The sequence below is a fragment of the Enterobacter cloacae complex sp. 2024EL-00711 genome (genome assembly GCF_047529885.1).
Taxonomy (GTDB): domain Bacteria; phylum Pseudomonadota; class Gammaproteobacteria; order Enterobacterales; family Enterobacteriaceae; genus Enterobacter; species Enterobacter ludwigii.
In genome coordinates this window covers 398,752-418,764 of sequence record NZ_JBLIZC010000003.1, presented here as the reverse complement: position 1 = coordinate 418,764, position 20,013 = coordinate 398,752, and the positions used below count along the sequence as shown (strand labels likewise).

The 20,013-nt window shown below is 54.9% G+C and carries 14 protein-coding genes; 7 read left to right on the top strand and 7 right to left on the bottom strand.

Annotated features, from left to right (window positions below):
- Nucleotides 1-45 precede the first annotated feature (45 nt).
- Nucleotides 46-2,643, bottom strand: coding sequence for a bifunctional aconitate hydratase 2/2-methylisocitrate dehydratase (acnB, locus tag ACMVME_RS11980; protein ID WP_020882592.1), 2,598 nt, complete (start codon nucleotides 2,641-2,643; stop codon nucleotides 46-48).
- A gap of 413 nt (nucleotides 2,644-3,056) precedes the next feature.
- Between acnB and ACMVME_RS11975 the strand changes: the two genes are divergently transcribed.
- Both ACMVME_RS11975 and ACMVME_RS11970 read left to right on the top strand, forming a co-directional pair.
- On the top strand, nucleotides 3,057-4,592 hold the full coding sequence (locus ACMVME_RS11975) for a DUF3300 domain-containing protein (protein WP_068795205.1): 1,536 nt from the start codon (nucleotides 3,057-3,059) through the stop codon (nucleotides 4,590-4,592).
- Between the two features lie 10 nt (nucleotides 4,593-4,602).
- Nucleotides 4,603-5,394, top strand: coding sequence for a DUF2950 family protein (locus ACMVME_RS11970; RefSeq protein ID WP_020882590.1), 792 nt, complete (start codon nucleotides 4,603-4,605; stop codon nucleotides 5,392-5,394).
- Nucleotides 5,395-5,447: 53 nt separating this feature from the next.
- Here ACMVME_RS11970 and lpdA read toward each other — a convergent pair whose 3' ends face one another.
- The 4 genes from lpdA to pdhR all read right to left on the bottom strand — a co-directional run bounded on the left by lpdA (nucleotide 5,448) and on the right by pdhR (nucleotide 12,550).
- Nucleotides 5,448-6,872, bottom strand: a complete 1,425-nt coding sequence (gene lpdA / locus ACMVME_RS11965; RefSeq protein WP_020882589.1) for a dihydrolipoyl dehydrogenase — start codon at nucleotides 6,870-6,872, stop codon at nucleotides 5,448-5,450.
- Between the two features lie 198 nt (nucleotides 6,873-7,070).
- Nucleotides 7,071-8,984, bottom strand: coding sequence for a pyruvate dehydrogenase complex dihydrolipoyllysine-residue acetyltransferase (gene aceF, locus ACMVME_RS11960; protein WP_414743440.1), 1,914 nt, complete (start codon nucleotides 8,982-8,984; stop codon nucleotides 7,071-7,073).
- A 14-nt stretch (nucleotides 8,985-8,998) separates the two neighbouring features.
- Complete coding sequence (aceE, locus tag ACMVME_RS11955; RefSeq protein WP_086463029.1) at nucleotides 8,999-11,662, bottom strand: pyruvate dehydrogenase (acetyl-transferring), homodimeric type; 2,664 nt, start codon at nucleotides 11,660-11,662, stop codon at nucleotides 8,999-9,001.
- A gap of 123 nt (nucleotides 11,663-11,785) precedes the next feature.
- Nucleotides 11,786-12,550: a pyruvate dehydrogenase complex transcriptional repressor PdhR gene (pdhR, locus tag ACMVME_RS11950; protein ID WP_013095596.1), complete on the bottom strand. Its 765-nt coding sequence runs from the start codon at nucleotides 12,548-12,550 to the stop codon at nucleotides 11,786-11,788.
- A 537-nt stretch (nucleotides 12,551-13,087) separates the two neighbouring features.
- Here pdhR and aroP point away from each other — a divergent pair.
- The 3 genes from aroP (at nucleotide 13,088) to ACMVME_RS11935 (ending at nucleotide 16,981) form a co-directional block, all read left to right on the top strand.
- On the top strand, nucleotides 13,088-14,458 hold the full coding sequence (aroP, locus tag ACMVME_RS11945; protein ID WP_014168651.1) for an aromatic amino acid transporter AroP: 1,371 nt from the start codon (nucleotides 13,088-13,090) through the stop codon (nucleotides 14,456-14,458).
- A 164-nt stretch (nucleotides 14,459-14,622) separates the two neighbouring features.
- Nucleotides 14,623-16,020: a glycoside-pentoside-hexuronide (GPH):cation symporter gene (locus tag ACMVME_RS11940; RefSeq protein ID WP_014168649.1), complete on the top strand. Its 1,398-nt coding sequence runs from the start codon at nucleotides 14,623-14,625 to the stop codon at nucleotides 16,018-16,020.
- Between the two features lie 10 nt (nucleotides 16,021-16,030).
- Nucleotides 16,031-16,981, top strand: a complete 951-nt coding sequence (locus ACMVME_RS11935) for a family 43 glycosylhydrolase (protein ID WP_050737498.1) — start codon at nucleotides 16,031-16,033, stop codon at nucleotides 16,979-16,981.
- An 18-nt stretch (nucleotides 16,982-16,999) separates the two neighbouring features.
- Here ACMVME_RS11935 and ampE read toward each other — a convergent pair whose 3' ends face one another.
- Nucleotides 17,000-17,854, bottom strand: a complete 855-nt coding sequence (gene ampE / locus ACMVME_RS11930; protein WP_025205391.1) for a beta-lactamase regulator AmpE — start codon at nucleotides 17,852-17,854, stop codon at nucleotides 17,000-17,002.
- A gap of 9 nt (nucleotides 17,855-17,863) precedes the next feature.
- Nucleotides 17,864-18,415, bottom strand: a complete 552-nt coding sequence (gene ampD, locus ACMVME_RS11925; RefSeq protein ID WP_410383274.1) for a 1,6-anhydro-N-acetylmuramyl-L-alanine amidase AmpD — start codon at nucleotides 18,413-18,415, stop codon at nucleotides 17,864-17,866.
- Nucleotides 18,416-18,502: 87 nt separating this feature from the next.
- Between ampD and nadC the strand changes: the two genes are divergently transcribed.
- Both nadC and ppdD read left to right on the top strand, forming a co-directional pair.
- Entirely contained in the window at nucleotides 18,503-19,396 is an 894-nt protein-coding gene (gene nadC / locus ACMVME_RS11920; protein WP_032681658.1) for a carboxylating nicotinate-nucleotide diphosphorylase, read from the top strand.
- A 173-nt stretch (nucleotides 19,397-19,569) separates the two neighbouring features.
- Nucleotides 19,570-20,007 carry a prepilin peptidase-dependent pilin gene (ppdD, locus tag ACMVME_RS11915; protein ID WP_014168644.1) on the top strand — a complete coding sequence of 146 codons (438 nt, stop codon included), beginning with the start codon at nucleotides 19,570-19,572 and terminating at the stop codon, nucleotides 20,005-20,007.
- The last annotated feature ends 6 nt before the right edge of the window (nucleotides 20,008-20,013 follow it).

Here is a 20,013-nt window from a genome sequence, read left to right as displayed (position 1 = left end):
GAGGGTGCAAACACAAAACCGCCTCCGCGGAGACGGTTTAGCTGTTTATACTGCCGTCTGGAAGATAACCCCGTCAGCCTTCTCGGTGTACTGAGAGAGCTGGTCGAAGTTCAGATAGCGATAGGTATCTACCGCCGTCTTATCCACCTGAGCCACAAAGGTCTGGTACTCTTCCGGCGTTGGCAGTTTACCAATCAGTGCCGCAACCGCCGCCAGCTCCGCAGAGGCCAGGTAGACGTTAGCACCGGTACCTAAACGGTTCGGGAAGTTACGGGTAGAGGTGGAAACCACCGTCGCACCGTCAGCCACGCGTGCCTGGTTACCCATACACAGGGAACAGCCAGGAATTTCGATACGCGCACCGCTCTTACCGAACACGCTGTAGTAGCCCTCTTCGGTCAGCTGAGCCGCATCCATACGGGTTGGCGGAGCCACCCACAGACGCGTTGGCAGCTGGCCTTTGTGGGTATCCAGCAGCTTACCGGCAGCACGGAAGTGGCCGATGTTGGTCATACAGGATCCGATGAACACTTCGTCGATCTTGTCGCCCTGAACGTCGGAAAGCAGACGCGCGTCGTCCGGATCGTTTGGTGCACACAGGATCGGCTCTTTGATATCCGCCAGATCGATGTCGATCACTGCCGCGTATTCTGCGTCAGCATCGGCTTCCAGCAGCTGTGGATCCGCCAGCCATTTTTCCATGCCCTGGATACGGCGCTCCAGCGTACGACGGTCGCCGTAGCCTTCTGCAATCATCCACTTCAGCAGCACGATGTTAGAGGTCAGATACTCAATAATCGGCTCTTTGTTCAGCTTGATGGTACAGCCAGCAGCAGAACGCTCCGCGGACGCATCGGTCAGTTCGAATGCCTGCTCGACTTTCAGATCCGGCAGACCTTCAATTTCCAGAATACGGCCAGAGAAGATGTTTTTCTTCCCTTTCTTCTCAACGGTCAGCAGACCCTGTTTGATGGCATACAGAGGGATAGCATGCACGAGGTCACGCAGGGTGATACCCGGCTGCATTTTGCCCTTGAAGCGCACCAGAACCGATTCTGGCATATCCAGCGGCATCACGCCGGTCGCAGCAGCAAACGCCACCAGCCCCGAGCCCGCCGGGAACGAGATACCGATTGGGAAACGGGTGTGGGAATCACCACCGGTACCGACGGTATCAGGCAGCAGCATACGGTTCAGCCAGGAGTGAATAACACCGTCACCCGGACGCAGCGACACACCGCCACGGTTCATGATGAAGTCAGGCAGCGTGTGGTGCGTGGTCACGTCAACCGGCTTCGGATACGCGGCAGTGTGACAGAAGCTCTGCATCACCAGGTCAGAAGAGAAGCCCAGGCACGCCAGGTCTTTCAGTTCATCACGGGTCATTGGGCCAGTGGTGTCCTGAGACCCCACGGAGGTCATCTTCGGTTCGCAGTACGCGCCAGGACGGACACCGGCGACGCCGCAGGCGCGACCCACCATTTTCTGCGCCAGGGAGTAACCACGATTGCTTTCCGCCACATCTTTCGCATGACGGAACACGTCGCTGTGCGGCAGACCCAGCGCTTCACGCGCTTTGGTCGTCAGGCCACGACCGATGATCAGCGGAATACGGCCACCGGCACGCACTTCGTCAATCAGCACGTCGGTTTTCAGCTCAAAACTCGCCAGCAGTTCGTTGGTTTCGTGGTTGCGCACTTCACCTTTGAACGGGTAAACGTCAATCACGTCGCCCATATTCAGGTTAGAGACATCCACTTCGATCGGCAGTGCGCCCGCATCTTCCATGGTGTTAAAGAAGATTGGCGCAATTTTGCCGCCCAGCACCAGGCCGCCGCCACGTTTGTTAGGCACATGAGGGATGTCATCGCCCATAAACCACAGTACGGAGTTGGTCGCGGACTTACGGGACGAACCGGTACCCACTACGTCACCGACGTATGCCAGCGGGAAACCTTTTTCCTGCAGGGCTTCGATCTGTTTGATCGGGCCAACGCTGCCCGGCTGATCCGGCTCAATACCTTCACGGGCGTTTTTCAGCATCGCCAGCGCGTGCAGAGGAATATCAGGACGAGACCACGCATCCGGTGCCGGAGAGAGGTCATCGGTGTTAGTTTCACCGGTCACTTTGAAGACGGTAACGGTGATTTTTTCAGCCAGTGCAGGACGGTTCAGGAACCATTCGGCATCGGCCCAGGATTGCATAACCTGTTTCGCGTAGGCGTTGCCGGCTTTGGCTTTTTCTTCCACATCGTAGAAGTTATCGAACATCAGCAGCGTTGAGGAGAGCGCTTTGGCGGCAATCGGTGCCAGCGTGTCGTTATCCAGTGCGTCAATCAGCGGATGAATGTTGTAGCCACCCTGCATGGTACCGAGCAGTTCAATAGCTTTTTCAGGAGTAACCAGTGGGGAGGTTGCTTCGCCTTTGGCGACGGCGGCAAGGAATCCGGCTTTTACGTAGGCAGCTTCATCTACGCCAGGCGGTACACGGTTGATCAACAGATCTAACAGGAATTCTTCTTCGCCCTTAGGCGGGTTCTTCAGCAGCTCGACGAGCGCGGCCATTTGGGTTGCATCTAAAGGTTTGGGTACAATTCCCTCGGCGGCACGTTCTGCTACGTGCTTACGGTATTCTTCTAGCACGACGGTTCTCCTCGCTCTCATTGTCATATGCGGCGGGCGTTCTCTTCACGCTCCTGTGAGACAGCAGTTTGTAGGGTAAATGCCCGATACCGCGTCGGGCAGCATAGCAGGATTTCTGCACAGTGTTAATCCGTTTACAAAAAAGCAACATTAAAAAATTTGCTGAATCGTTAAGCATGGTGTAGCGGGCAGGTGCAACGAATTCTGACTGCAAAAAACCGTGAGTGCGACCTTCTGAATATTCCGGCGGCATTTCAGCCATCCGATATAATTGTGTAATAAATACTCACACTCTTTATCCGGACGTACCGGATGATTCCCCACAAAAGTCAAAACAGTAAAAGACGGGTGATTGATACTCACGCCAACCGTAACGCCTCACGGCACAGCGCTTGTCTCGTTGGAGTCATTTTATGAAGTTGCCCTTTAAGCCACAACTGCTTGTCCTTCTGTGCAGTGCCGGGCTGTTTGCCGCCTCAGGCGTCATGTTCGTTAAAAGCCGCGCAACGGAGCCTGTGGCTCCTGCCCCTGCCCCCGTCGCACAACAACCGGCTGCGCCGCCTGCCGCTCAGCCAGCACCGGTCGTCGCGCCAGCCTACACGGCCGCGCAAATTGATCAGTGGGTTGCCCCCATCGCGCTCTACCCGGATGCCCTGCTATCGCAAATTTTGATGGCTTCGACTTACCCGGCCAACGTCATCCAGGCGGCACAGTGGTCAAAAGACAACCCTAAACTGCAGGGCGATGCCGCCATTCAGGCCGTGGCGAATCAACCCTGGGATCCGAGCGTAAAATCACTGGTGGCGTTTCCTCAGCTGATGTCCCTGATGGGCGAAAATCCACCCTGGGTGCAGAGCCTGGGCGACGCGTTTCTCGCGCAGCCGAAAGATGTGATGGATTCCGTGCAACGTCTGCGTTTGCTGGCGCAGCAAACCGGTGCATTGCAATCAACACCGCAGCAAACGGTCACCACCGAGACAAAACCGGCCCCGGCGAAAACGGCCACCGGCCAGACAACAAACACCGCCACGACGTCAGCCCCGACGGTCATTAAAATTGAGTCTGCCGACCCGCAGGTGGTTTACGTTCCCACCTACAACCCGAATACCGTGTATGGCACCTGGCCGAACACCGCTTATCCGCCCGTCTATTTACCGCCCTCTCCGGGAGAGCAGTTTACGGACAGTCTGGTCAAAGGCTTAGGGTTCAGCCTGGGCGTGGCGACCACCTACGCTATTTTCAGCAACATCGACTGGGATGATGACGATGACTGGGATCACCACCATGATGACGACTGGGATCACCACGGCGGCTATAACCGCAACGGTGATAACAACATCAATATCAACGTCGAGAACTTTAATAAAATCAGCGGCCAGCGCCTGACGGACGCCAACCGCACCTGGCAGCATAACCCGGCCTATCGTGAAGGAGTGCCCTATCCCACTAACACGCTCAACAATCGTTTCCACTCAACGAACACGGCAACGGGGCTAAGCGCGACGCAGCAAAAACCGGTCAACCGGGACAGCCAACGACAGGCTGCACTGAGCCAGATGGAGAAATCAACGGGAAAAACCTTCCCGCAGACCGCGCGTCCGGGCACCAAAGATGCACAGCGTCAGGCGTCAACCGCCCAGCTGAAGCAAATTTCTCAGCGCAACAACTACCGGGGCTACGACACCAAACCGCAAACGGCACAGCGGACAGCCGCTAAGACGCGAGACAGCCGCCCGACCACCACCCAAAGGCAAGAGAAACGGGTTTCGCAGCCTGCGCGGAGTAGCCAGCCGCGCGCCAATGCGCTCAGCGGTAACGACAGTCGTTCCGCCAACTGGCAAGCCCAGCAGCAGCGAGGCGCCCAGAGCCGGCAACAGGCTGCCCGCCATCAGCAACCGCGCCAGACGTCTACCGGGCGTGCTGAACACCGTGAATTCCGTCACCGTTAAGGAAGCCGACATGAAAAGCAAATTACTCAGTGGGATCGCGTTATTCATGCTGTCGGCCGCCGCAATGGCGCAGCAATCTTTCAGCACGCCAGACCAGGCAACCGATGCGCTGGCCAGCGCCATCAGTGAGCAAAATGAAAGCGCGATGAACACCCTGCTCGGTGAGAACTGGCGTGATTTCCTGCCGCCGGAAGGGGTGGATCCTGATGCCGTGGATCGCTTCCTGCGCGACTGGAAAGTGCGGCACAATACGGTCGTTGACGGGAATAAGGCACATCTTGTGGTCGGTGACAGCGACTGGCAGCTACCGATTCCGGTGATCAAAACCGCCTCTGGCTGGCAATTTGATATCAAAGAAGGGGCGGAAGAGATCCTGACCCGCGAGATTGGCCGCAACGAGCTCGCCGCCATCGAGGCGCTACACGCGTATGTGGATGCACAGCAAAGCTATTTTGCGCTGAACCAGAAATATGCACAGAAGATTGTCAGCTCAGCCGGCAAAAAAGACGGCTTATACTGGCCGGCTTCGCCCGGCGAAGCCCCCAGCCCACTCGGTCCGGCCTTCAGCCCGAAAGAACCCGGCACTGGCTATCACGGCTACCGTTTTCGCATCCTGCCGGATAAAAACGGTTTTGCCATGGTGGCCTGGCCAGTCAGCTACGGTCAGACGGGCGTGATGAGCTTTGTAATAAACCAGACCGACAAGGTGTACCAGTCGGACCTCGGCAGCGAGTCAGAGAAGAAAGCGCAGGCGTTACCTGCTTACCACCTGGATCACACCTGGCAACCAGTCGCCCCATAACGCAGGCAAAAAAAAACGCCTCCGGAGGAGGCGTTTCGCAATCATGAAGAAACTTATTTCTTCTTCGCTTTCGCGTTAGGCAGGTCGGTGATGCTACCTTCGAACACTTCTGCCGCCAGGCCAACAGACTCGTGCAGAGTCGGGTGAGCGTGGATAGTCAGCGCGATGTCTTCAGCGTCACAACCCATTTCGATAGCCAGACCGATTTCACCCAGCAGCTCGCCGCCGTTGGTACCGACAATCGCACCACCGATCACACGGTGAGTCTCTTTGTCGAAGATCAGTTTGGTCATACCGTCTGCGCAGTCGGAAGCGATAGCACGGCCAGAAGCAGCCCACGGGAAGGTGGCGGTTTCGTAGCTGATGCCTTTCTCTTTCGCTTCTTTCTCAGTCAGACCCACCCATGCCACTTCTGGCTCGGTGTAAGCGATAGATGGGATCACTTTCGGATCGAAGTAGTGTTTCATGCCGGCGATAACTTCAGCGGCAACGTGACCTTCGTGAACACCTTTGTGCGCCAGCATTGGCTGACCGACGATATCGCCGATAGCAAAGATGTGCGGCACGTTGGTGCGCAGCTGTTTGTCAACGCGGATGAAGCCACGGTCGTCCACTTCCACGCCTGCTTTGCCCGCGTCGAGGTTTTTACCGTTCGGTACACGGCCGATAGCCACCAGCACGGCGTCGTAACGCTGTGGTTCGGCAGGGGCTTTTTTGCCTTCCATGGAAACGTAAATACCGTCTTCTTTTGCTTCAACGGCAGTCACTTTGGTTTCCAGCATCAGGTTGAATTTCTTGCTGATACGTTTGGTGAAGACTTTAACGATGTCTTTATCGGCAGCCGGGATAACCTGGTCGAACATTTCAACCACGTCGATCTCTGAACCCAGCGCATGGTACACGGTACCCATTTCCAGACCGATGATACCGCCACCCATAACCAGCATACGCTTAGGTACGGATTTCAGCTCCAGCGCATCGGTGGAATCCCACACGCGTGGATCTTCATGTGGAATGAATGGCAGCTGAATTGGACGGGAGCCCGCAGCGATGATCGCGTTGTCGAAGTTAATAACGGTTTTGCCGTTTTCGCCTTCCACTTCCAGGGTGTTCGCGCCGGTGAATTTACCCAGACCGTTTACCACTTTCACTTTACGGCCTTTGGCCATACCTGCCAGACCACCGGTCAGCTGAGTGATAACTTTCTCTTTCCAGGTACGAATCTTGTCGATATCGGTTTTCGGCTCGCCGAAGACGATACCGTGTTCAGCCAGTGCTTTGGCTTCTTCGATAACTTTCGCAACGTGCAGCAGAGCTTTAGAAGGGATACAGCCTACGTTCAGGCAAACACCACCGAGGGTGTTGTAGCGTTCTACGATTACGGTTTCCAGACCTAAATCAGCGCAACGGAAGGCAGCAGAGTAACCCGCCGGGCCTGCCCCAAGTACCACGACCTGAGTTTTGATTTCAGTACTCATCATGACCTCTTATTGATTTCCGGCGGTCCAGGTACTTGTCGCCCTTCATCCACCGGGACGTTCTATCCGCCCGCAGTTTACAAAATTGTTAACAATTTTGAAACAACAAACGGCTCACGAATTGTCGCTTTTCGCCAATAACCTCACAGACCACATGAGATTAACAGAAAAAAGCCGGCCGACTGGCCGGCTTTTCGATTACATCACCAGGCGGCGAATGTCGCTCAGGGTGTTGTTGATGATGGTGATGAAACGCGCACCATCAGCACCGTCGATCACGCGGTGGTCGAAGGACAGAGAGATTGGCATCATCAGACGCGGCACGAACTCTTTGCCATTCCATACCGGTTCCATCGCGGACTTGGACACACCGAGGATAGCCACTTCCGGCGCGTTAACAATCGGTGCGAAGTGGGTAGTACCCAGGCCGCCGATGCTGGAGATAGTGAAGCAGCCGCCCTGCATTTCGCCGGCAGTCAGCTTACCATCACGCGCTTTTTTGGAGATGGTGGTCAGTTCACGGGACAGCTCAGTGATGCTCTTCTTGTTCACGTCTTTGAAGACCGGAACAACCAGACCATTTGGCGTATCAACCGCAACACCGATGTTGATATATTTCTTCAGCGTCAGCTTCTGGCCATCTTCGGACAGGGAGCTGTTGAAGCGTGGCATCTGCTCAAGCGCCGCAGCAACGGCTTTCATGATGAAGACGACTGGGGTGAATTTCACGTCCAGTTTACGCTTCTCAGCTTCAGCATTCTGCTGTTTACGGAACGCTTCCAGATCGGTGATATCCGTTTTGTCGAAGTGCGTAACGTGCGGGATCATCACCCAGTTACGGCTCAGGTTGGCACCAGAGATTTTCTGGATACGACCCAGTTCCACTTCTTCGATTTCACCGAACTTGCTGAAGTCCACTTTCGGCCATGGCAGCATGCCCGGGATACCGCCGCCAGCGGCAGCCGCAGGGGCAGCTTCAGCGCGTTTCACCGCGTCTTTCACATAGGCCTGAACGTCTTCGCGCAGGATACGACCTTTACGGCCAGTCCCTTTCACTTTCGCCAGGTTTACACCGAATTCGCGCGCCAGGCGACGTATCAGTGGCGTAGCGTGAACGTAAGCGTCGTTCTCAGCGAACTCAGATTTACCTTCTGCTTTTGCAGCAGGGGCAGCAGCAGGTTTAGCCGCCTGAGCCGGTGCAGCGGCAGGTGCTGGTGCAGCGGCAGGTGCTGGTGCAGCAGCGGCAGCCGGAGCAGCAGCTGGCGCAGCGCCTTCCACTTCGAAGACCATGATCAGAGAGCCCGTAGACACTTTGTCGCCGGTGCTGATTTTGATCTCTTTAACGGTACCCGCGAATGGCGCGGGTACTTCCATAGATGCTTTGTCGCCTTCAACGGTGATCAGTGACTGTTCAGCAGCAACTTTGTCGCCCACTTTTACCATCACTTCGGTGACTTCAACTTCGTCACCACCGATGTCAGGTACGTTGACATCTTTTGCACCGCCAGCAGCAGGTGCAGCGGCCGGCGCTGGCGCAGCAGCCTGAGCAGGCGCGGCAGCAGGTGCAGCACCTGCCACTTCGAAGATCATGATCAGAGAGCCGGTAGAAACTTTGTCACCGGTGTTGATCTTGATCTCTTTAACCGTACCCGCGAATGGCGCCGGCACTTCCATAGAGGCTTTGTCGCCTTCTACGGTGATCAGGGACTGCTCAGCCGTAACGCTATCGCCCACTTTCACCAGGATTTCAGTGACTTCAACTTCGTCACCGCCGATGTCAGGCACGTTGACTTCTTTTGCCGCAGCAGCTGCTGGTGCAGCAGCCGCAGGAGCAGCTTCTTTCTTCTCTTCCTGCGCAGGTGCAGCTGCTGCTGCACCGTCGGCGGAATCGAAAATCATGATCAGTTTGCCAGTCTCGGTTTTATCGCCAACAGAGACTTTGATCTCTTTAACGATGCCAGCCTGAGGAGACGGAACTTCCATAGAGGCTTTATCGCCTTCTACAGTGATCAGCGACTGTTCAGCTTCAACTTTGTCGCCCACTTTGACCAGGATCTCGGTGATTTCAACTTCATCAGCCCCGATGTCCGGTACTTTGATTTCGATAGCCATTCTTCTTTTACCTCTTACGCCAGACGCGGGTTAACTTTATCTGCATCGATGTTGAATTTGGTGATTGCGTCCGCAACCACTTTCTTATCGATTTCGCCACGTTTAGCCAGTTCGCCCAGTGCTGCTACAACCACGTAAGATGCATCCACTTCGAAGTGGTGACGCAGGTTTTCGCGGCTGTCAGAACGACCGAAGCCGTCAGTACCCAGTACGCGGTAATCATCAGCCGGTACGTAAGTACGAACCTGCTCAGCGAACAGTTTCATATAGTCAGTAGACGCAACCGCAGGCGCGTCGTTCATCACCTGAGCGATGTATGGAACGCGTGGCGTTTCCATTGGGTGCAGCATGTTCCAGCGCTCACAATCCTGGCCATCACGCGCCAGTTCAGTGAAGGACGTTACGCTGTACACGTCAGAGCCAACGCCGTAGTCGTTCGCCAGGATCTGTGCCGCTTCACGTACGTGACGCAGGATAGAACCGGAGCCCAGCAGCTGAACTTTACCTTTGCTACCTGCAACGGTTTCGAGTTTGTAGATACCTTTACGGATACCTTCCTCGGCACCTGCTGGCATGGCCGGCATGTGGTAGTTTTCGTTCAGCGTGGTGATGTAGTAGTAAATGTTCTCTTGCGCTTCACCGTACATGCGATGCAGACCGTCATGCATGATGACTGCCACTTCGTACGCGTAAGACGGGTCGTAAGAGATACAGTTAGGGATAGTCAGAGACTGAATATGGCTGTGACCATCTTCGTGCTGCAGACCTTCACCGTTCAGGGTCGTACGACCAGAAGTACCACCGATCAGGAAGCCACGAGCCTGCTGGTCGCCTGCCTGCCAGCACAGGTCACCGATACGCTGGAACCCGAACATGGAGTAGTAAATGTAGAACGGGATCATCGGCAGGTTGTTGGTGCTGTAAGAGGTCGCAGCAGCCAGCCAGGATGCGCCTGCGCCCAGCTCGTTGATACCTTCCTGCAGGATCTGACCTTTCTCGTCTTCTTTGTAGTAAGCAACCTGCTCACGGTCCTGCGGGGTGTACTGCTGGCCGTTCGGGCTGTAAATACCGATCTGACGGAACAGACCTTCCATACCGAAAGTACGCGCTTCGTCGGCAATGATTGGAACCAGACGATCTTTGATCGACTTGTTCTTCAGCATCACGTTCAGGGCACGAACGAAAGCGATAGTGGTAGAGATCTCTTTGTTCTGCTCTTCCAGCAGCTGAGAGAAATCTTCCAGCGCTGGCAGTTCCAGCTTCTCGGTGAAGTTAGGCTGACGAGCTGGCAGGTAGCCTTTCAGCGCCTGACGACGTTCGTGCAGGTACTTATGCTCTTCAGAACCTTCAGGGAAGGTGATGTAAGACAGGTTTTCTACCTGCTCATCGGTCACTGGAACGTTGAAACGGTCGCGGATATAACGCACGCCGTCCATGTTCATTTTCTTAACCTGGTGAGCGATGTTTTTACCTTCTGCGGTATCACCCATGCCGTAACCTTTGATGGTATGGGCCAGGATTACAGTCGCTTTACCTTTGGTTTCACGCGCTTTTTTCAGTGCAGCGTAAATTTTCTTCGGATCGTGGCCGCCACGGTTCAGAGCCCAGATCTGTTCGTCAGTCCAGTCTGCAACCAGTGCTGCGGTTTCAGGATATTTACCGAAGAAGTGCTCACGAACGTAGGCACCGTCTTTGGATTTGAAGGTCTGGTAGTCACCGTCAACGGTTTCGTTCATCAGCTGGATCAGTTTACCGCTGGTGTCTTTACGCAGCAGTTCGTCCCAACGGGAACCCCACATCACTTTGATCACGTTCCAGCCAGCACCTGCGAAGATGCCTTCCAGTTCGTTGATGATCTTGCCGTTACCGGTTACCGGACCATCCAGACGCTGCAGGTTACAGTTGATGATGAAGCACAGGTTGTCCAGTTTCTCACGGGTCGCAATGGTGATTGCGCCTTTCGATTCTGGCTCATCCATCTCGCCATCGCCCAGGAAGGCGTAGACGGTCTGTTCAGAGGTGTCTTTCAGACCACGGTGTTCCAGATATTTCAGGAATTTAGCCTGATAGATAGCACCGATTGGGCCCAGACCCATGGATACTGTCGGGAACTGCCAGAATTCTGGCATCAGTTTAGGGTGCGGGTAAGAAGACAGACCTTTACCGTGAACTTCCTGACGGAAGTTGTTCATCTGCTCTTCAGTCAGACGACCTTCCAGGAATGCACGTGCATAGATGCCCGGAGAGATGTGGCCCTGGAAGTACACCAGATCGCCGCCGTCTTTCTCGTTAGCTGCACGGAAGAAGTGGTTGAAACACACTTCGTAAACGGTCGCAGAAGACTGGAAGGACGCCATGTGGCCACCCAGCTCCAGGTCTTTCTTGGACGCGCGCAGAACGGTCATGATGGCGTTCCAGCGGATTGCAGAACGGATACGGCGTTCCAGATCCAGATTGCCCGGGTATTCCGGTTCGTCTTCAACGGCAATCGTGTTTACGTAGTTGCTAGCCCCTGCACCTGAAGCAACCTTCACACCGCCTTTGCGGGCTTCAGAAAGCAGCTGATCAATCAGATACTGAGCACGCTCAACACCTTCTTCACGGATGACCGATTCGATCGCCTGTAGCCAGTCGCGAGTTTCGATCGGATCCACGTCATTTTGGAGACGTTCTGACATGGGGGTATTCCTTATCTATCTAATACGTTGATTTGTCTGGAACCTGTCCCATTGTGCTCTTGGGCAAGAACACAATAAGACAGGTTCTGCGTTTAGTTGCCGCGCTCTAAAAAACCCTGGCGCTTAATCCTTTCGTTGCTGTATGCGGCGTAATGAACGTTCGCGACGCGATTGTTCACGGCTGCGGTCCAGCAAGATTTCCTCAATGAAAGCCAGATGTCGGTGCGACGCTTCGCGCGCCTGCTCCGGTTCCCCGGCCATTATCGCCTCGAATACTCGGGTGCGATGGTTGCTTACCAATGGGAGCATGTCCCGACGGGCATACAACAATTCAAAATTCTGACGAACGTTCTGGGCCAGCATCGGCTCCATGCAGCGTAGCAGATGGAGGAGCACAACATTGTGTGCAGCTTCGGTGACGGCGATTTGATACTGGACAACGGCATTGGACTCGGCGTCTAAATCGCCGGATTGCTGTGCCCGTTCAATGGCCTGATGAAGTTCGCGGATACGCACGCGATCTTCATCAGTGCTACGAAGTGCGGCGTAATAGGCCGCGATACCTTCTAGCGCGTGACGGGTCTCAAGCAGATCAAACTGGGATTCTGGGTGGTCAGAGAGAAGTTCTACCAGCGGATCGCTGAAGCTCTGCCACAGGCTGTTTTGCACAAAGGTTCCGCCGCCCTGGCGACGAAGCAGCAAGCCCTTTGCTTCGAGACGTTGAATCGCCTCACGCAGAGAGGGACGTGAAACGTCGAACTGTTTTGCCAGCTCGCGTTCTGGCGGAAGTTTCTCACCCGGGCGCAGTGTCCCTTCGAGGATTAAAAACTCCAGCTGCTGCTCAATCACATCAGATAGTTTTGGTTGGCGAATTTTGCTGTAGGCCATATTCCCTGTCTTACGCCTTTTTGCCCGGAGTCAATTGGTCTTACCAATTTCAAGTTCGTATCGCTAAAGTAACAAAGTATTCACCTTCTGTCCATATTGGTTTTGATTGAAATCAGTAAACCCTGCACATTTTAACAACCTTACAGAAATAACGTTTCAGAAATGTAACTTCGCACAAATGAGTTAGTTACTCCCTTAGTGGGAGTTTTAACCTTAATGAAACGAGGGTTTTTGCAATCTGAAGCGATTCAACAACGCAAAATATGAAATTTTGCCCACTTACGGAGCATTTCTATTCTATAGGTTGGGGTATGAAGGGTTAGCGGGGTGATTTACAAATGCTTTCTTTTTATTCAACTCGTCATCGCCCCGGCATAAAGCAGGTGCAATCGGTGGCGCTTACCACTATTCTGGCGCTTACGGAAGACATCTCCGCTTTTTTCGGTCTCATTGACTGTAAAGAAATAAATACAAAAAACGGATATTCATAATTACACACGCGTCGCGTGAACATAACAACCACACACGAGGTTTCAAATGGAAGCTCAACAGCACGGCGATCAGCTAAAGCGCGGTCTGAAGAACCGCCATATACAGCTAATCGCACTGGGCGGTGCTATTGGCACTGGACTGTTTCTGGGAAGTGCATCCGTTATCCAGTCTGCCGGTCCCGGCATTATTTTGGGTTACGCCATTGCCGGTTTTATCGCTTTTCTGATTATGCGCCAGTTAGGTGAAATGGTCGTTGAAGAGCCGGTTGCGGGCTCTTTCAGCCACTTTGCCTATAAGTACTGGGGCAGTTTCGCCGGTTTCGCGTCAGGCTGGAACTACTGGGTGTTGTACGTTCTGGTTGCCATGGCTGAACTGACCGCCGTCGGGAAATACATTCAGTTCTGGTACCCGGAGATCCCCACCTGGGCTTCTGCTGCGGCCTTCTTCGTCATTATTAACGCCATCAACCTCACCAACGTTAAAGTCTTCGGTGAGATGGAGTTCTGGTTTGCCATCATCAAAGTGGTTGCCGTCGTGGCGATGATCATCTTTGGCGGCTGGCTGCTGTTTAGCGGCAACGGTGGCCCGCAGGCCACGGTACGCAACCTCTGGGAACAGGGCGGCTTCCTGCCTCACGGCATGACGGGCCTCGTGATGATGATGGCAATCATTATGTTCTCCTTTGGTGGTCTGGAGCTGGTCGGCATCACCGCAGCTGAAGCCGACAACCCGGAACAGAGCATCCCGAAAGCGACCAACCAGGTTATCTACCGTATTCTGATTTTCTATGTGGGCTCACTGGCCGTTCTGCTCTCTCTGCTGCCGTGGACGCGCGTTACTGCAGACACCAGCCCGTTTGTCCTGATTTTCCACGAGCTGGGCGATACCGTCGTGGCGAATGCGCTCAACATCGTGGTGCTGACGGCGGCGCTGTCGGTCTATAACAGCTGCGTATACTGCAACAGCCGCATGCTGTTCGGCCTGGCCCAGCAGGGTAACGCGCCGAAGATGCTGCTCAACGTCGATAAGCGTGGCGTTCCGGTGAACACCATCATCGTTTCGGCGATCGTAACGGCGCTGTGTGTCCTGATTAACTATCTGGCACCGGAATCGGCGTTTGGCCTGCTGATGGCGCTGGTGGTCTCTGCCCTGGTTATCAACTGGGCGATGATCAGCCTGGCACACATCAAGTTTCGCCGTGCGAAGCATCAGCAGGGCGTGAAGACTCGCTTCCCTGCCCTGCTCTATCCGCTGGGCAACTGGATCTGCCTGCTGTTTATGGCGGGAGTGCTGGTCATCATGCTGCTGACCCCGGGTATGGCAATCTCGGTGTACCTGATCCCAGTCTGGGTTGCCGTTCTTGGTATCGGCTATCTGTTTAGCCAGAAAAGCCGCAACGCCCTGAAAGCTCACTAAGTCTCCCCCGCGGTATCTGCGTTTTGCAGGTACCGCGTGTTGTTACCTCCCTCACAGTTTCACGCCAACAGCGCATTTATCCATATCACCGCCCTGATACTGCAACGCATATATTCGTTTGCCAGCAAATAATTCTCTCCATACCGTAACCCGGAGAGCAGTCTATGGATAACGCTAAACTGTCAGTAAAAGAAAAGATCGGCTATGGGATGGGCGATGCAGGTTGCAACATCATCTTTGGCGCCATCATGTTGTTTGTTAATTATTTTTATACCGATATTTTTGGTCTGGCGCCTGCACTGGTCGGCGTACTGCTGCTGTCTGTCCGCGTAATTGATGCCGTAACGGATCCGATTATGGGGGCCATCGCCGACCGTACCCGCAGTAAATATGGCCGGTTTCGTCCATGGCTGCTGTGGATTGCCTTTCCCTATGCGCTGTTCAGCATCCTGATGTTCACCACACCAGAGTGGAGCTACAACAGCAAAGTTATCTATGCCTTCGTCACCTATTTCCTGCTCTCTTTAACCTATACGGCAATCAACATTCCTTACTGCTCGTTAGGCGGCGTGATTACCAACGATCCGCAGGAACGTGTTGCCTGCCAGTCCTATCGCTTTGTGCTGGTAGGTATCGCCACGCTGCTGCTGTCGCTGACGCTGTTACCGATGGCCGACTGGTTTGGTGGCGACAACAAAGCCAAAGGCTACCAGATGGCAATGACCGTGCTGGCGCTGATAGGTACCGGTATGTTCCTGTTCTGCTTCTATACCGTTCGCGAGCGTGTACGCCCGGCGGTACAGACTCATGACGAACTGAAAAACGACCTGAAAGACGTGTGGAAGAACGACCAGTGGGTGCGCATTCTGCTGCTGACCCTGTGCAACGTGTGCCCGGGCTTTATCCGCATGGCGGCCACGATGTACTACGTGACCTGGGTTATGGGCCAGAGTACCCATTTCGCCACGCTGTTTATCAGCCTGGGCGTGGTTGGCATGATGCTCGGCAGTATGCTGGCGAAAGTCCTCACCGACCGCTGGTGTAAGCTGAAAGTGTTCTTCTGGACCAACATCGTGCTGGCGATTTTCTCCTGCGCCTTCTATTTCTTCGATCCGAAAGCCACGGTCACCATTGTGGTGCTCTACTTCCTGCTGAACATCCTGCACCAGATCCCGTCTCCGCTGCACTGGTCGCTGATGGCCGACGTCGATGACTACGGTGAGTGGAAAACCGGTAAGCGCATCACCGGAATCAGCTTCTCCGGTAACATCTTCTTCCTCAAACTGGGGCTGGCGATTGCCGGTGCGATGGTTGGTTTCCTGCTCTCCTGGTACGGTTATGACGCGGGGGCGAAAGCGCAAAGTCCGGATGCCATCAACGGCATTGTATTGCTGTTTACCGTGATTCCGGGCGTCGGGTATCTCATTACCGCAGGCGTGGTACGTCTGCTGAAGGTTGACCGCGAAACGATGAAGCAGATCCAGGAAGACCTCGAGAAGCGCCGCAACAATTATCGCGAGCTGAATAATTATCAGGAACTCAAAGCCGCTGAGACGAAATAAGGAAAGCCGAATGCACACCTGGCCAAACCCGTTTATTGAACAACGTGCCGACCCCTATATTCTGCACCACGAGGGGCTGTACTACTTTATCGCCTCCGTGCCGCAGTACGACAGGCTCGAGATCCGCCGCGCCGACTCGCTGGAAGGACTACGCGATGCCGAAGAGGTCGTGGTCTGGCGTAAACCGGAGACCGGGCCGATGAGCCAGCTGATCTGGGCACCGGAACTGCACCACATTGACGGTAAGTGGTATATCTATTTTGCCGCCACCCATACCCAGGCGCTGGACAGCCTCGGTATGTTCCAGCACCGCATGTTTGCGCTGGAGTGTGCGGACCACGATCCCCTCACCGGGACGTGGATCGAGAAAGGCCAGATTACCACCCCGTTCGACACCTTCGCACTGGACGCCACCACGTTCGTCCATCAGGGAAAACGCTGGTATTTGTGGGCACAAAAAGCCCCGGATATCTCCGGAAACTCCAACCTCTATCTGTGCGAAATGGCGAATCCGTGGACGCTCAAAGGCGAGCCGGTGATGCTCAGTAAACCGGAGTATGACTGGGAATGCCGCGGATTTTGGGTCAACGAAGGTCCGGCAGTGCTGTTTCACGAAGATAAGCTGTTTATCAGCTACTCCGCCAGCGCTACGGATGAGAACTATTGCATGGGGTTACTGTGGATAGACATGAACGCCGATCCGCAAAATCCGGCGAACTGGCATAAAGCGTCGCGTCCGGTTTTCCGAACCAGCGTCGAGAATCGTCAGTTTGGGCCCGGGCATAACAGCTTCACACAAACGCCGGAGGGAGAGGACGTGCTGGTCTACCACGCGCGAAACTACACCGAGATTGAAGGCGACCCGCTCTATGACCCGAATCGTCACACGCGTCTTAAATGCGTGCGCTGGGACGAAAACGGGATGCCTGACTTTGGCATCCCGCCTGCTGATACGCTCTGACCGGTACGGCGCGCTGGCTTAGACCAGCGTGCCGTAAATGGTCAGCAACGCCACGACCACGACCACCACAAACGACGTTTTCTTCGCCATGGAGACAGCCGCTTTCGGCGTTTCAATCTTGTCGGTATGCGGCTCACGCGCCAGCGAGAACTGCGCCAGACGTGTTAATACCTGATACTGAGACGTGTGGCGGTCGGCAAGCGAAGCAAACCATGCTGGCAGCGCTTTTTCACCGTGGCCAATTAACGCATAAACGACGCCCACCAGACGTACCGGGAGCCAGTCCAGCACATGCAGAATGGCATCGATTCCCGACAATAAACGTTCATGCGGGGTAAGGTAACGGGCAAGCCAGGTCTGCCAGGCGCGCAGAAACGCATAGCCCATCAGCAGTACCGGCCCCCACGGACCGCCCACTACAAACCAGAACAGCGGTGCCAGGTAGTAACGGAAGTTGATCCACAGCAGCGCATTTTGCAGTTCGCGCAAAAATTCACGCTCATCGCAATCCGGCGGCACGCCGTGGATCATCGTCAGCTCGCTCGCCATGGCGCCCCGCGCATGGGCATCGTCACGGGATGCGGCTTTCAGATAGGCGTGGTAGTGCATACGCACCTTGCCCGCGCCAATACAGAGCACGCCGAGCAGGATCCACACCACCAGCAGCGGCACGTTGAAAAAGAGGCCGTAAAGCGAACGCAGCAGTAAAAACGTTATAACCATCACGCCAGCGGTCATCAGCAGCGTGCGCAGCATGGAAAAATGTTTAATCCGGCGGAAAAGCACCTCCAGCCGGTGATCCAGATGCCAGTGCTCACCGAGTTTGAACAGGCGTTCAGCGATGATAACCAGCAGCATGGTAAACAACGTCATGTTATCTCCTTATTCTGACGACGCGGTAAGCATGGCGCGAAACCGGGGCCAGTCAAAAGCCGGGCCGGGATCGGTTTTTCTCGCCGGGGCAATATCGCTGTGTCCCGTAATATTCCCGGCTATCGCGGGATAGAGCTCGATCAGCGTTTGGGTTACAGCCACCAACTGTTGATACTGTGAATCGGTGTAGGGGGTGGTGTCAGTGCCTTCCAGCTCAATCCCGATGGAAAAATCATTGCAGCGTTCGCGTCCCTGGTACATCGACACGCCGGCATGCCAGGCGCGCTTATCAAAAGGGACGTACTGAACCACTTCGCCGTCGCGACGGTTCAGACAGTGAGCCGACACGCGCAGATGCGCAATCTCAGCAAAGAAAGGATGGGCATCAGGATCCAGGGTCCCCGTGAATAACGCGTCGATCCACGGGCCGCCAAACTCACCCGGCGGGAGACTGATATTATGAACAACCAGCAGTGTGGGCTTTTCATCCTCCGGGCGGCAGTCGTGGTGCGGCGAGGGCACATGCCGCGCATCCACCAGCCATCCGTTTTCTAACAACATGCTGGAACTCCTTATGTATGGTGCTGTTACTCGGTTCAGAGTAGCATGTTTCAATATTATGATTCGTTACCAATTTGGAGTTTTATCATGCCGCCTCGCCGTTACAACCCCGACAACCGACGTGAAGCGCTTCTGGAACGTATTAGTATGGATATTCCGGCAAGCGTTGCCCATGCCCTGAAAGAAGATCTGGGCGGTGACGTCAGCGCCGACAGGGATATTACCGCACAATTATTGCCAAAAGAGACTCGCTCACATGCGGTCATTATTACGCGCGAAGAGGGTATTTTTTGCGGTAAGCGTTGGGTTGAAGAGGTCTTTACCCAACTGGCAGGCGATGAGGTGCAGATCACCTGGCATGTCGACGACGGTGATGCGATTACGGCAAATCAGCCGCTGTTCGAACTTGATGGACCTTCCCGTGTACTGCTGACCGGCGAACGAACCGCGCTGAACTTCGTGCAGACGTTGTCCGGTGTGGCAAGCGAAGTGCGTCGCTACGTTGACCTGCTGGCGGGTACCCGCACGCAGTTGCTGGATACCCGCAAAACGCTACCGGGTCTGCGCACTGCGTTGAAATACGCGGTGCTCTGTGGCGGCGGTGCAAACCATCGTCTGGGGTTGTCTGACGCGTTCCTGATTAAAGAGAATCATATCATTGCCTCAGGATCCGTGCGTCAGGCGGTCGAAAAAGCCTTCTGGCTGCATCCGGATGTGCCCGTCGAAGTGGAAGTCGAAAACCTGGAGGAGCTGGAGCAGGCTATCAAGGCCGGCGCCGATATCATCATGCTTGATAACTTCGAAACCGGGCAGATGCGCGAGGCGGTAAAACTGACCAACGGCAAAGCCCAGCTTGAAGTATCCGGCAACGTGACGTTTGATACGATCCGTGAATTCGCCGAGACCGGCGTTGATTTCATCTCCGTTGGGGCGCTGACCAAGCACGTTCGCGCCCTCGACCTCTCGATGCGCTTCAAATAATGTCCCTCCCCTCTCGTTGCGGAGAGGGGAAATTCACTCCCGCTCGCAAAACCATTGCCCTACCCTGCAACACGCCACGAATTCCCTGAAAGCCCCTTCACGTTCTTTTTTTTGCCCCTCGTTTCTGCGCTGTCTCACTGCCAGAGTAGCCCTACTTAACGTAAGGAGCAGACATGGACAGACAACAAGGATTCACACTCATTGAGCTGATGGTGGTGATCGGCATTATTGCCATTCTGAGCGCCATCGGCGTTCCCGCATACCAGAACTACCTGCGAAAAGCAGCGTTGACCGATATGCTGCAAACCTTCATTCCCTACCGTACCGCCATTGAGCTTTGCGCCCTGGATCACGGCGGCGTGGAGAGCTGTGACGGAGGCAGTAATGGCATCCCGTCCCCCACCACTACCCGCTACGTTTCAGGCATGAACGTGGCGAAAGGCGTCGTGACCTTAACCGGCCAGGAGAGCCTTAACGGGCTGGAGGTGGTCATGACGCCACAATGGAGTGATGGCAACGGCATGACGGGGTGGACGCGTGACTGCAACATCGGTACCGACAGCGCGCTCAAGCAGGCCTGTGAAGACGTTTTCCGCTTCGACACCCACTGAGGAGCG

Excerpts from the sequence above, each read along its gene's own strand:
- ACMVME_RS11975 (WP_068795205.1), top strand. The coding sequence starts at position 3,057 with ATGAAGTTGCCCTTTAAGCCACAACTGCTTGTCCTTCTGTGCAGTGCC.
- nadC (WP_032681658.1), top strand. The coding sequence starts at position 18,503 with ATGCCGCCTCGCCGTTACAACCCCGACAACCGACGTGAAGCGCTTCTG.
- ampE (WP_025205391.1), bottom strand. The coding sequence starts at position 17,854 with ATGACGTTGTTTACCATGCTGCTGGTTATCATCGCTGAACGCCTGTTC.
- ACMVME_RS11970 (WP_020882590.1), top strand. The coding sequence starts at position 4,603 with ATGAAAAGCAAATTACTCAGTGGGATCGCGTTATTCATGCTGTCGGCC.
- ACMVME_RS11940 (WP_014168649.1), top strand. The coding sequence starts at position 14,623 with ATGGATAACGCTAAACTGTCAGTAAAAGAAAAGATCGGCTATGGGATG.
- aceF (WP_414743440.1), bottom strand. The coding sequence starts at position 8,984 with ATGGCTATCGAAATCAAAGTACCGGACATCGGGGCTGATGAAGTTGAA.
- aceE (WP_086463029.1), bottom strand. The coding sequence starts at position 11,662 with ATGTCAGAACGTCTCCAAAATGACGTGGATCCGATCGAAACTCGCGAC.
- ACMVME_RS11935 (WP_050737498.1), top strand. The coding sequence starts at position 16,031 with ATGCACACCTGGCCAAACCCGTTTATTGAACAACGTGCCGACCCCTAT.
- aroP (WP_014168651.1), top strand. The coding sequence starts at position 13,088 with ATGGAAGCTCAACAGCACGGCGATCAGCTAAAGCGCGGTCTGAAGAAC.
- ppdD (WP_014168644.1), top strand. The coding sequence starts at position 19,570 with ATGGACAGACAACAAGGATTCACACTCATTGAGCTGATGGTGGTGATC.
- ampD (WP_410383274.1), bottom strand. The coding sequence starts at position 18,415 with ATGTTGTTAGAAAACGGATGGCTGGTGGATGCGCGGCATGTGCCCTCG.
- lpdA (WP_020882589.1), bottom strand. The coding sequence starts at position 6,872 with ATGAGTACTGAAATCAAAACTCAGGTCGTGGTACTTGGGGCAGGCCCG.
- pdhR (WP_013095596.1), bottom strand. The coding sequence starts at position 12,550 with ATGGCCTACAGCAAAATTCGCCAACCAAAACTATCTGATGTGATTGAG.